This is a genomic window from Bradyrhizobium sp. USDA 4454, assembly GCF_054822705.1.
The window spans coordinates 8,000,121-8,012,141 of the sequence record NZ_JBTRCN010000001.1; the positions used below are offsets into that span (position 1 = coordinate 8,000,121).

At 65.2% G+C, this 12,021-nt stretch carries 12 protein-coding genes, 1 other RNA gene and 1 pseudogene; 6 read left to right on the plus strand and 8 right to left on the minus strand.

Features of this window, described 5'->3' with window-relative positions; translation table 11 throughout:
- The first annotated feature begins 49 nt into the window (after positions 1-49).
- Complete coding sequence (locus ACVIW0_RS37255; protein WP_461356761.1) at positions 50-670, plus strand: DUF805 domain-containing protein; 621 nt, start codon at positions 50-52, stop codon at positions 668-670.
- Between the two features lie 17 nt (positions 671-687).
- Complete coding sequence (gene dapE, locus ACVIW0_RS37260; RefSeq protein ID WP_461356762.1) at positions 688-1,854, plus strand: succinyl-diaminopimelate desuccinylase; 1,167 nt, start codon at positions 688-690, stop codon at positions 1,852-1,854.
- Positions 1,855-2,056: 202 nt separating this feature from the next.
- Here the strand turns inward: dapE and truA are convergent, their stop codons facing one another.
- The 3 genes from truA to def form a co-directional block, all read right to left on the minus strand.
- On the minus strand, positions 2,057-2,797 hold the full coding sequence (gene truA, locus ACVIW0_RS37265; RefSeq protein ID WP_461356763.1) for a tRNA pseudouridine(38-40) synthase TruA: 741 nt from the start codon (positions 2,795-2,797) through the stop codon (positions 2,057-2,059).
- Complete coding sequence (gene fmt / locus ACVIW0_RS37270) at positions 2,797-3,732, minus strand: methionyl-tRNA formyltransferase (RefSeq protein WP_461356764.1); 936 nt, start codon at positions 3,730-3,732, stop codon at positions 2,797-2,799. Before fmt ends, truA begins: the two co-directional genes overlap by 1 nt.
- A 224-nt stretch (positions 3,733-3,956) precedes the next feature.
- Positions 3,957-4,484 carry a peptide deformylase gene (gene def / locus ACVIW0_RS37275; protein WP_092122626.1) on the minus strand — a complete coding sequence of 176 codons (528 nt, stop codon included), beginning with the start codon at positions 4,482-4,484 and terminating at the stop codon, positions 3,957-3,959.
- Between the two features lie 170 nt (positions 4,485-4,654).
- Between def and ACVIW0_RS37280 the strand changes: the two genes are divergently transcribed.
- From ACVIW0_RS37280 to ACVIW0_RS37290, 3 genes and pseudogenes are all read left to right on the plus strand, one after another.
- The gene (locus ACVIW0_RS37280; RefSeq protein ID WP_461356765.1) at positions 4,655-5,875 is read left to right on the plus strand and encodes a DNA recombination protein RmuC; all 1,221 of its coding nucleotides are present in this window, start codon (positions 4,655-4,657) and stop codon (positions 5,873-5,875) included.
- Between the two features lie 86 nt (positions 5,876-5,961).
- Positions 5,962-6,259, plus strand: a pseudogene (locus tag ACVIW0_RS37285) (GIY-YIG nuclease family protein).
- 121 nt (positions 6,260-6,380) lie between these two features.
- Positions 6,381-7,748, plus strand: a complete 1,368-nt coding sequence (locus ACVIW0_RS37290; protein WP_461356766.1) for an AmpG family muropeptide MFS transporter — start codon at positions 6,381-6,383, stop codon at positions 7,746-7,748.
- Positions 7,749-7,879: 131 nt separating this feature from the next.
- On the opposite strand, the gene ACVIW0_RS37295 is transcribed toward ACVIW0_RS37290, so the two are convergent.
- The 5 genes from ACVIW0_RS37295 to ffs form a co-directional block, all read right to left on the minus strand.
- Positions 7,880-8,323: a hypothetical protein gene (locus ACVIW0_RS37295; RefSeq protein ID WP_461356767.1), complete on the minus strand. Its 444-nt coding sequence runs from the start codon at positions 8,321-8,323 to the stop codon at positions 7,880-7,882.
- Positions 8,324-8,469: 146 nt separating this feature from the next.
- Positions 8,470-9,075 carry a recombination mediator RecR gene (gene recR / locus ACVIW0_RS37300; protein ID WP_163160808.1) on the minus strand — a complete coding sequence of 202 codons (606 nt, stop codon included), beginning with the start codon at positions 9,073-9,075 and terminating at the stop codon, positions 8,470-8,472.
- Position 9,076: 1 nt separating this feature from the next.
- Positions 9,077-9,397: a YbaB/EbfC family nucleoid-associated protein gene (locus tag ACVIW0_RS37305; RefSeq protein WP_018269493.1), complete on the minus strand. Its 321-nt coding sequence runs from the start codon at positions 9,395-9,397 to the stop codon at positions 9,077-9,079.
- A gap of 23 nt (positions 9,398-9,420) precedes the next feature.
- Positions 9,421-11,283 carry a DNA polymerase III subunit gamma/tau gene (locus tag ACVIW0_RS37310; RefSeq protein WP_461356768.1) on the minus strand — a complete coding sequence of 621 codons (1,863 nt, stop codon included), beginning with the start codon at positions 11,281-11,283 and terminating at the stop codon, positions 9,421-9,423.
- Positions 11,284-11,392: 109 nt separating this feature from the next.
- An RNA gene (gene ffs / locus ACVIW0_RS37315) (signal recognition particle sRNA small type) lies at positions 11,393-11,489 on the minus strand.
- A 111-nt stretch (positions 11,490-11,600) separates the two neighbouring features.
- Between ffs and ACVIW0_RS37320 the strand changes: the two genes are divergently transcribed.
- Positions 11,601-12,020 (plus strand): HIT domain-containing protein, encoded by a 420-nt coding sequence (locus ACVIW0_RS37320; RefSeq protein WP_212021210.1) that lies wholly within the window; start codon positions 11,601-11,603, stop codon positions 12,018-12,020.
- Position 12,021 lies beyond the last annotated feature (1 nt).

Genomic DNA, 12,021 nt, shown 5'->3' on the forward strand with positions numbered 1-12,021 from the left:
GCCGACAAAACTGCGGGCCGTGAATCATTGCCGCCGCCCGGAGTTTTTTATGGACTGGGCCAATTACCTGTTCGGCTTCAAGGGCCGCGTCAACCGCGCCAAGTTCTGGCTCGCAGTGCTGATCATCGTCTGCTGGATGATGGTCCTGGCCGCGCTCGTGGTCTTGGCCGGCCTCGGAGGCAAGGATCGGTCATTCGGCTTCAATGTCGACGACATCTTCCGGGCGTTCGACCCGGACAGCTACACATCGCTGAGTTGGGCCGGATTGCCGGTGCTGCTGGTCAAGGCGAGCGGCACCGCATTGTTCGTCTGGGTCTACATCGCTGTCGCAATCAAGCGCCTGCACGACCGCGACAAGAGCGGCTGGTGGATGGTCCCGTTCTTCGCGATCCCCGGCCTCATGAGCCAATTCTCGGACCGGCTTCCCGACGAGTCCTATTGGGTGATGGCCGCGGGCGCGATCGTGTTCGTGCTCTATGTCTGGGGCTTCATCGAGCTCGCCTGTCTGCGCGGTACCTCCTACCCCAATCGCTACGGTCCCAATCCGCTGGGCAAAACCCATGTGAGCCGGGGAGGCAGCCGCGGCACCGGGTCGCGCTCGACGCAGGGCTGGGATCAGCAAAGCGAGCTCGATATCGTGCCGCACAAAGCTGGTCCACCCGCGCTGTGACGTGTTAAGCGAGGCGCATGACTGATGCCGTCTCGATTACCAGCGATCTGGTTCGCTGCCCCTCCGTCACCCCGGCCGACGCCGGCGCGCTTGGCGTTCTCGAAAATTTGCTGAAAACCGCAGGCTTCGAGGTCCACCGCGTGACCTTCTCCGAGCCCGGCACCGCCGATGTCGACAACCTCTATGCGCGCATCGGCAACACGGCGCCGCACATCACCTTTGCCGGCCATACCGACGTGGTGCCGCCCGGCGATGAAGCGGCGTGGACGCTCGGTGCGTTCTCAGGCGAGGTGAAGGACGGCTATCTCTACGGCCGCGGCGCCGTCGACATGAAGGGCGGCATCGCCTGCAGCGTCGCCGCCGTGCTGCAATATCTCGGCGACCATGGCGGCAAGGCACAGGAGAACGGCTGCGGCTCGATCTCCTTCCTGATCACCGGCGACGAAGAAGACGTCTCGATCAACGGCACCGTCAAGCTGTTGAAATGGTGTGCCGAGCGCGGCGAAAAATTCGACCATTGCGTGCTCGGCGAGCCCTCCAATGTCGAGGTGCTCGGCGACATGATCAAGATCGGCCGCCGCGGCTCGCAGTCCGGCACGCTCATTGTCGATGGCGTGCAGGGCCATGTCGCCTATCCGCACCGCGCCTCAAATCCGGTGCCGGATATCTCGCGGCTGATCGTGGCGCTGAGCGACGAGCCGCTCGATCACGGCAGCGCGCAATTCCAGGCCAGCAACCTCGAATTCACCACGGTCGATGTCGGCAACACCGCAACCAATGTGATCCCGGGTCAGGCGCGGGCCAAGTTCAACATCCGCTACAACGACAACCACACCCAGGAGAGCCTGCGGCAGCTGGTCGATGCGCGGCTGGCAAAAGCCTGCGGCAACCGCATCCGCGCCCACATCGACTGGATGCCGTCGAACTCCAACGTATTCGTCACCCAGCCCGGCCCGTTCACCGATCTCGCGGTCGCCGCGATCGAAGAGGTCACCGGCCGCAAGCCGGAACTGTCGACCTCGGGCGGGACATCCGACGCGCGCTTCATCTCGGGCTATTGCCCGGTGATCGAATTCGGCCTGGTCGGCCAGACCATGCACCAGATCGACGAGCGTACGCCGGTGGCCGATCTGGAGCAGCTGACGAAGATCTATCGCGGCGTGCTGGACCGGTATTTTGCGTGATCCAGCCGGTTGGCTGGACAAAATAGTGAAGAACAACCCCATGCACAGTAGGGATTGGGGCCGCCAGCAACCCACCGTACCAGGTACAGCGTGGTATTTCGGGTCGACTTACGACCGTAGGATGGGTGGAGCGATACCCATCGCATCCGTGGCAAGGTGATCGGTATCGCTTCGCTCCACCCATCCTAAGAGATCTACGAGATCATTCGTAATCCACCCGCATCAGATAGAGCCCGTCCGGCGGCGCCACCGGGCCGCAGGCGGCGCGGTTGCGGGCGGCGAGTGCGCCAGAGAGATCGTCCGCGCTCCAGCGGCCCTCGCCGACCCAGACCAGCGAGCCGACCATCGAGCGCACCTGGCTGTGCAGGAACGAGCGCGCCGAGGTCACGATGTTAACGGCATTGCCGTCGCGCGTGACGTCGAGCTGATCGAGCGTCTTCTCCGGCGATTTGGCTTGGCACTCGGTGTCGCGGAAGGTGGTGAAATCATGCTTGCCGAGCAGGCGCTGCGCGGCCGCGTGCATCGCATCCGCATCGAGCGCGCGCGGCACGCGCCAGACCCTGCCGATGTCGAGCGCGAGGTTCGCGCGGGTGTTGGTGATGCGATAGAGATAGTGCCGCCTGGTCGCCGAGAACCGCGCCTCGAAATCGTCGGGCACGATATCGGCCGCGTGCACGGCGATCGGATGGGGACGCAGATGCGCGTTCAGCCCGTCGCGAAAGCGGCCGGGCGGAAAATGTTTCGCAATGTCGCAATGCGCGACCTGGCCGCGCGCATGCACGCCGGCATCGGTCCGCCCGGCGCCATGGACCCGCACGTCCTCGCCGCAGATCGCCTTGACCGCCGCCTCCAGCGCACCCTGCACGGTCGGCGCGGTGTCCTGGATCTGCCAGCCGGAGAACGGCGTGCCGTCATATTCGATGATGAGCTTGTAGCGGGGCATCAGCTGAGCCGCGCGGGCGGCTTCAGCGGCGTGCCGCGCAAAAAGTCCGCTGCCTTGGTCGGCGTCTTGCCGGCGCGCTGCAATTCGAGGATCCGGACCGCGCCGGCGCCGCAGGCGATCGCGAAATTGTCGTCGAGCACATCGCCCGGTTGGCCCGAACCTTTGGCCAGCTCACAGCGCAGGATCTTCAGCCGCACGGGCTCGCCTTCGCCTGAAAGTTCGCACCAGGCGCCGGGGAATGGCGACAGCCCATGAATGTGCCGCAGCACCGCGTGCGCCGGCTGGGTCCAGTCGATCCGCGCCTCGGCCTTTTCGATCTTGCCGGCGTAGGTGACGCCGTCCGCGCTTTGCTTGGTCAACTGCAACCCGCCGCGCTCGAGCCCGGCCATCGCGCGCACCATCAGATCGGCGCCGAGCGGCGCCAACGCGTCGTGCAGGTCGGACGCCGTCATGCTGTCCGTGATCGGCAACCGTTCGGCCATCGCGACGTCGCCGGTGTCGAGGCCGACATCCATCTTCATCACCATCACGCCGCTTTCGGCGTCGCCGGCCATGATGGCTCGGTTGATCGGCGCGGCGCCGCGCCAGCGCGGCAGCAGCGAAGCGTGCAGGTTGAAGCAGCCGAGTTTCGGCGCGTCGAGAATCGCCTGCGGCAGGATCATGCCATAGGCGACGACGACGGCGGCGTCCGCCTCGTGGGCGCGAAACTCCGCGAGCGCTTCGTCTGTCTTCAGCGTCTTCGGCGTCAGCACGGGAATGCCGAGACGGCGCGCCTCCTGCTCGACCGGCGTCGGCTGCAATTGCAGGCCGCGCCGTCCGCCCGGCTTCGGCGCGCGGGTGTAGACGGCTGCGACCTCATGGCCATGGGCCACGAGCTCCAGGAGCGTCGGCACCGCGAAATCGGGCGTGCCCATGAAGATCAGGCGAAGAGGCATGACGAGAACTCGGTCTGTTCCTTCCCTTGTGGGGAGAGGAATCGCATATGAAGCGCGCGGGTCTTTCCGCGAATTCGGTTGGCCTCTCCCGCTTGCGGCGGAGGCCGGATCGCATCGAAGATGCGATCCGGATGGGGGCTATCTCAGCGATACGACTCGTGGAAAGACCCCCACCCAAACCCTCCGCCGCAAGCGGGAGAGGGAGTCAAGTCCCGATGGCGATCCTACTCCGCCGCGCGCTTGGCGGCCTTCTCGAATTTCTTGAAGACGCGGTCGCGCTTCAGCTTCGACAGATAGTCCACGAACAGCACGCCGTTGAGATGGTCGATCTCGTGCTGGATGCAGGTGGCGTAGAGGCCCTCGGCATCCTCCTCATGCAGCTTGCCGTCGAGGTCGGTGAAGCGCAGGCGCACCCGCGCCGGACGCTCGACCTCCTCGTAATATTCGGGGATCGACAGGCAGCCCTCTTCGTAGACCGATAGCTCGTCCGAGTGCGAGATGATCTCCGGATTGATGAACACCCGCGGCTGCGGCGTGGTCTCGCCGTTCTCGTCGCGCTTGGCGAGGTCCATGGTGATCAGCCGCAGAGGTTGCGCGACCTGGATCGCCGCGAGCCCGATGCCGGGTGCGTCGTACATGGTCTCGAGCATGTCGTCGGCGAGCTTGCGGATCTCCGGCGTCACCTTCTCGATCGGTTTCGACACCAGCCGCAACTGCTTGTCCGGCAGGATGATGATTTCTCGTAATGCCATGGCGGCGATTTAAGCCGCGGGCCTGATGCGGTCAATGCGCTTAGGAACCCGTTAGGAGAACGTTAACCACGTTTCTTTACTGCGGATTAACCAAGAAAATCAGGGAAGCACTGACCATAAATGTTCCCTCTTCGTTCGCATCCGGCCGCGAATCGGCTACAACGGCCGGCATGAACGAGATTCTGCTCATGATTGGCGACCTTCCGGTCCGTGTCTCCAACGCGCTGATCGGCCTTGGCGCGCTGGCGCTGATCCTGCTGTTCGCGATCGCCGTGGTGATCGCCCGCGCCAGCCGGCGCGGCGCGGAACTGGCGATGGCCCAGGCCATCCGCGCCGACGAGCTGGAGGAGCGGCTGGCCGACATGCTGCGGGCCCAGAGCGAATCCTCCGGTCGGGTCGACGCCAAGGTTGATGCCTTCGCGCAGGCGCTGGCCGGCCGCCAGGCCGAGATGGCCCGCGCCGTCAACGAGCGGCTGGACTCGGTCACCCACCGGGTCGGCCAGTCGATGGAACAATCGACCCGCAACACCATGGATTCGCTGCGCGTGCTGCACGAGCGGCTCGGCATCATCGATCACGCCCACAAGAACCTCAACGAGCTCACCACCCAGGTCACGACCTTGCGCGATGTGCTCGCCAACAAGCAGTCGCGCGGCGCGTTCGGCCAGGCGCGGATGGAGGCGATCGTCCAGGACGGCATGCCGAAGGGCTCGTTCGAGTTCCAGTACACGCTGTCGTCAGGCAAGCGACCGGATTGCGTGGTATTCCTGCCCGACCAGCGCCCGCTCTGCATCGACGCGAAATTTCCGCTGGAAGCGATGACCGCGCTGCACGATGCGCGCAGCGACGAGGAACGCAAATTCGCGAGCCAGCGGCTGCGCGCCGACGTGCTGAAGCATGTCAGCGACATCGCGGAGAAATACCTGATCCCGGGCGAGACCCAGGACACCGCGCTGATGTTCGTGCCGTCGGAATCGGTCTATGCCGAAATCCATGACGGTTTCGACGATGTGGTCCAGAAGGCCTATCGCGCCCGCGTCGTGCTGGTGTCGCCTTCGCTGTTGATGCTGGCGATCCAGGTGATGCAGCAGATCCTGAAGGACGCCCGCATCCGCGACGCCGCCGACCAGATCCGCAACGAGGTGATGCACCTTGGTGATGATCTCGGCCGGCTGCGCGAGCGCGTGCTCAAGCTGCAAAATCACTTCGGCCAGGTGAATGAGGACGTCAGGCAGATCCTGATCTCCGCCGACAAGATCGAGAAGCGCGCCGGCCGCATCGAGGAACTCGACTTCAGCAAGGCCGAGACCCCGATCGAGGTGCCGCGTTTCGTCAAGCCCGCCGCCACCGACCTATTCCCCGCCCCGCGCAAGCTGCAGGCGGGGGAGTGATTGTTGGCTTTGTTTGACGGACTCGCGCCACCCGATCGGTGTCATCGCCCGGCTTGACCGGGCGATCCAGTCCCAGAGGCGGCAGTTTGGGGCCACGCAGCTACTACGTCTACATCCTCGCCAGCCACATCGGCGGCACGCTCTATATCGGTGTGACAAATGACCTCATTCGCCGCGTGGGCGAGCACAAGCTGAAACTCATCAAGAGCTTCACCGAGAAATACGATGTGGTGAAGCTTGTCTACTTCGAGCAGTTCGATGATCCTGAGAACGCGATCAAGCGCGAGAAGCGGTTGAAGAAGTGGAATCGAGCCTGGAAGGTTCGTCTGATCGAAGAACAATCCAAATTGGGAAGACTTGTATCCGGGAATTGCAGGTGTCTAACTGTGCGTCATGCCCCGCGAAGGCGGGGCATCCAGTACGCCGGGACGACGGTGGCTGGACGGAATCGTCACGGAGTACTGGATCGTCCGCCTTCGCGGACGATGACCTCACGATGGGATAGATGACCGCCCCCGACGCCACAGCCATGCCGGAAAAAACCACCCCCGCCGCCACTTCCTGGCGCGACAGTTTTGCGGTGTACTTGCAGCCGCGGGTGCTGATCGTGTTGCTGCTCGGCTTCTCCTCGGGCCTGCCGCTGGCGCTGTCGGGCTCGACGCTGCAGGTGTGGATGAAGGAGGCCGGGGTCGATCTCGGCACCATCGGGCTGCTGGCGCTGATCGGCACGCCCTACACGCTGAAGTTCCTCTGGGCGCCGCTGGTCGACGCGCTGCACGTGCCACTGTTCACGCAGATGTTCGGCCGCCGCCGCGGCTGGCTGCTGTTCTCGCAGCTGCTGCTGATCGCGACGATCCTGCTGCTGGCGGTGGCCGATCCGGCGCGATCGCCGTGGTTCGCGGCGTTTGCCGCGCTATTGGTCGCAACGGCGTCGTCGACGCAGGACATCGTGGTCGATGCCTTCCGCGTCGAAAGCCTGCCGGAGAGCGAGCAGGCCGCCGGCATGGCATCCTATGTCGCGGCCTACCGCATCGGCATGCTGGTCTCGACCGCGGGCGCGCTGTTCATCGTCAGCGGCTTTGAGGCCGCAGGCCTCGCGCGGCCATCGGCGTGGATGTGGGGCTATGTGGTGATGGCCGCGCTGGTGGTGATCGGCATCGTCACCGCGCTTGCGGCGACCGAGCCGGCGCAGTCGAAAGGCGCCGAGGCCGCCACGCACGCGCAGAACGCCGCCGAACGGGTGTTTCACGCGGCGCTTGGCGCGTTCTCCGAGTTCCTCAGCCGCAAGGACGCACTTGCGGCGCTCGCCTTTGTGGTGCTGTTCAAGTTCACCGACGCGTTCTCAGGCACCATGACCGCGCCGTTCGTGATCGACATCGGCTTCTCCAAGGTCGATTACGCGGCGATCGTGAAGGGCGTCGGCCTTGCCGCAACCCTGATCGGCGGCTTTGCCGGCGGCTTCGTGGCGCGGCGCTATTCGCTGGCGTCGAGCCTGTGGATCGGCGGCGTGCTGCAGGCGGTCGCCAACCTGTCGTTCTCGTGGCTCGCCCATGTCGGGGTCGATCAATGGGCGCTGGCGCTGGCGATCACGGCGGAGAACTTCACCAGCGCGATCGGCACCGTGATCTTCGTCGCCTATCTCTCGGCGCTGTGCCGCAATCCGCTGCACACCGCGACCCAGTACGCGCTGCTGACGGCGCTCGCGGCGGTCGGCCGCACCTATCTGTCGTCGGGCGCGGGCTATGTCGCCAAGGCGGTCGGCTGGCAGGTGTTCTTCGTGATCTGCGTGCTGGTCGCGATCCCGAGCCTGATCCTGCTCACCTGGCTGCAACGGCGCGGGCATTTTGATGAGCTCGGGCCGGTGAGGGTTTGAGCCTCCGCTGTCATCACCCGCGAAAGCGGGTGATCCAGTATTCCAGAGACATTCGTGATTCTGCGGAGAAGCCGCGGCGTACTGGATCGCCCGGTCGAGCCGGGCGATGACATCCCAATTGCGGCGCGATCTTACTTCGTCACCACGCTCCATTTGGTGACGATGGCTTCGCTGATCTCGCCGGCGTCCTTGGCGCAGGCGACCTCGTCGACCTTCACCGAAATGGCCTTGCCGGACAGGCTCTTGAGCTGCGCGGCCTGGGCGTCGTTGGTCGGAACGAGCTGGAAGGTTTCCGGTCCGGTTTCGAGATTGCACAGGCCATTCGGCGGCGGCAGGCGGCGTGGCTCGCTGGTGATCTGGTAGGTCGCGACGCGCTTGCCGCGGTTCTTGGCATCACGCACCTTCATGACGCCGAGTTCCCCCGACAGCACGTCGCCGGCGTGAATGATCTTGCCGGGCTTCTGCGGGGCGTCGCTCTGCTGTGCGAGCGCGCAGGGCGCGGCCAATGCCGCCGCGAGAAACGCAAAGCCCAAGAACGCAAAGCTCAAGCGTACGCCGAATCGGTGTGTCTTCATTTGCGGTGGTTCCGTATTTGATTCGTCCGAGCGTGAATGACCGTCCCCGAATCGTCATCCACCCTATCATTTTGTCTCAGCGCGATCTTTTCGACTTGTGACGGATCGCCTGGCGAATACCGCCGCGTCCGCCTTCCAAGTGCGCGCTAGAACAGCGTCCGCTGCCGCATGGCAGCCGATAGCGTACCTTCATCGAGGTAATCAAGCTCGCCGCCGACAGGCACGCCATGCGCCAGCCGCGTCACCCGTACATTGGCCTCCGACAACAGGTCGGTGATGTAATGCGCGGTGGTCTGGCCATCGACGGTCGCATTCAAAGCGAGAATGATCTCACTGACTTCGGGCGCATGGGCGCGCGCCACCAGCTGATCGATGGTGAGATCCTGCGGACCGACGCCGTCGAGCGGCGACAGCGTCGCGCCGAGCACGTGATAGCGGCCATTGGTCGCATTGGCGCGTTCCAGCGCCCAGAGATCGGCGACGTCGGCGACCACGACGATGATCGCGGGATCGCGGCGCGGATCGGTGCACACCGTGCAGGGGTTTTGTGTATCGATGTTTCCGCAGGTCTTGCAGACCTGGATCTTGTCGATCGCGACCTGCAACGCCGCGGTCAGCGGCGTCATCAGCGCTTCGCGCTTCTTGATCAGATGCAGCGCCGCGCGCCGCGCCGAACGGGGACCTAAGCCCGGCAGCCGCGCCAGCAACTGGATCAGGCGTTCAATCTCGGGACCGGCAACGCTTGCAGCCATTTTAAGTGGGACCGAATCCCGGCGGCAGGCCGAGCCCGCCGGTCAGCGCCATCATCTTCTCCTGCATCGCGGTCTCGGCCTTGCGGCGGGCATCGCCATGCGCGGTGACCAGCAAATCCTCGAGCACCTCGCGCTCCTCCGGCTTCATCAGCGACGGATCGATCTTGATGCCCTTCACTTCCATCTTCGCGGTCATGCGCACCGCGACCAGGCCGCCGCCGGAGATGCCTTCGACCTCGACATTGCCGAGTTGCTCCTGCATCTCCTGCATCTTGGACTGCAGCTGCGCTGCCTGCTTCATCATGCCGAGAAAATCAGCCATGCCTGCGTTCCTATCGCCAAATATCAATCGTCGTCGCTGTCGGAAGTTTCAATCGGGTCCTCGCCCGTGGCATCCGCGACCGGAACCTCGGCGGCAAGGCGGCGGACCTCGACCACCTTGGTGCCAGGGAAGCGTGCCAGCACCTCCTGCACCCGCGGATCGGCTTCGGCTGTGCGCTGATGCTCGCTGCGGGCCTGCTCGTTCTGCGAGCGCACCGTCGGCTGGCCGGCTTCATTCGAGATGATCACGGTCCAGCGTCGCCCGGTCCACAATTCGAGCTTGCGCGACAGGTCGGTGATGAGCGCGCGCCGCGCCTTCGGCTCCAGTGCGATCTCGAGCTGGCCGTCCTCGATGCGCACCAGCCGTACATCGGCCTCCAGCGCGCTCTTGGTCATGATGTCGCGCTTCTCGCCGGCGAGCGCGATCAGCTGCGGGAAGCTCGAGATCCGCAGCGCCGGCGCGGCATTGCCGGCCGGTGCCGCCCTCTGCGGGCGCGCAGCGAGATCGGCGCGCGGCGCGGCCTGCGGTGCACGCACCGGCGCCGACGGCATCGCAGACATCGCCGAGCTAGGTGCGCCGCGTGACGGGGACGATGCGGCGGAGCCTGATGTGGCCGGCGCCGCGCCGCCACCGTTTTGCTCGATCATCATCCGGATCGCCTCGTCCGGCGTCGGCAGGTCGGCGACATAGGCGATGCGCACCAGCACCATCTCGGCGGCGGCCGCCGGGCGTGTCGCGGTCTGCACCTCGGCAATGCCCTTGAGCAGCATCTGCCACATCCGCGACAGCACCCGCATCGACAGCTTGGCGGCGAATTCGCGCGCCCGTACCCGCTCGGTCTCGCCGAACGCGACATTGTCCGCAGTTGCCGGGATGGCCTTCACCCGGGTGACAAAATTAACGAACTCGGCAAGGTCGGACAGCACCACGACAGGATCGGCGCCGACATCGTATTGCGCGCGGAATTCGGTGAAAGCGCTGGCGAGATCGCCGCGCGCCAGTGAATCGAAGAGATCGATGACCCGGGTCCGGTCGGCAAGGCCGAGCATCTGCCTGACCGCATCGGCCTTCACGAGGCCTGCGGCATGCGCGATCGCCTGATCGAACAGCGACAGCGAATCGCGCACCGAGCCCTCCGCGGCGCGCGCGATGATGCCGAGCGCCTCCGGCTCGACCTCGACGCCTTCCTTGGCCGCGATGTTGCCGAGATGCTTCATCAGCACGTCGGCCTCGACGCGGCGCAGGTCGAAGCGCTGGCAGCGCGACAGCACCGTGATCGGAACCTTGCGGATTTCGGTGGTGGCGAACACGAACTTGGCGTGCTCCGGCGGCTCCTCCAGCGTCTTCAGGAAGGCGTTGAACGCCGCCGTCGACAGCATATGGACTTCATCGATGATGTAGACCTTGTAGCGCGCGCTGGCCGGCGCATAGCGCACACTGTCATTGATCTGGCGGACATCGTCGACGCCGGTGTGGGATGCGGCGTCCATCTCCAGCACGTCCATGTGCCGGCTTTCCATGATCGCCTGGCAGTGCACGCCGAGGTCGGGCATGTGGATGGTCGGCCCCTGCACCGAGCCGTCCGGCTTGGCGTAGTTCAGGGCGCGGGCGAGGATGCGGGCGGTGGTGGTCTTGCCGACCCCGCGGACGCCGGTGAGGATCCAGGCCTGCGGAATCCGCCCGGTCTCGAACGCGTTCGAGACGGTGCGGACCATGGCCTCCTGGCCGATCAGGTCCTCGAAGCTGGAGGGACGGTATTTGCGGGCGAGAACGCGGTACGGCTTGTTGGCGGCCTCAGGCGCCCCGCCGAGATCAAAGCCGCCGTCAGGGCTTCCTTTGCCCGCGCCTTCGGACGGTAGGGAGGGGGCGCCAGCGTCGTCGTTCATGCGTCGATCCGCAACTTGGGTGTCTCTTCAGCCGGCGTGCGGATGGGAGCCAAAATCAAGCGCCGGGCGCGGAGACCGCCATTCCAGCGCGATTCGCTCGGAAAAACAGGTAGGAGACTGACGAGCGACCCGATCCGGACCTCGTTAGGGCTGCTTCCTTCCGGACCTGACCCGGTTGGCGAGTGGCTCGTCCACCGCCAATCTCCCGGTCCCTATTTGGGGCCAAAACCGCCGGAAAGCAAGCGGCCTGACCCGGCTTTGTAAGGCCCGCTTTGCGGGGCTTGTCTGGGAACACGGAAAGGCATTATTTGCCCGTCATGCCCGCCTCCAACTGGTCGCTGCATTCGCAGCTCAACAAAGACACCATCGACATCGGCGACCTGCCGCTGTGCAAGGTGCTGGTCATCAAGGATGCGCATTATCCCTGGCTGTTGCTGGTGCCGCGGCGCGACGGCGCGGTCGAGATCATCGACCTCGACGAGGTCGAGCAGGCGCAGCTGATGACCGAGATCACCCGCGTCTCGCGGGCCCTCAAAGAGGTCACCAAATGCGACAAGCTGAACGTCGCAGCGCTCGGCAACCTGGTCCCGCAGCTTCACGTCCATGTCATCGCGCGCCGCACCAGCGACGCTGCATGGCCGCGTCCCGTCTGGGGCGTGATGCCGCCGCTGGCGCATGACGCCGAGGAAGTGCAGAATTTCATCAGCGCGCTTCGCCGCAAGATCTGGTTGGGTTGAA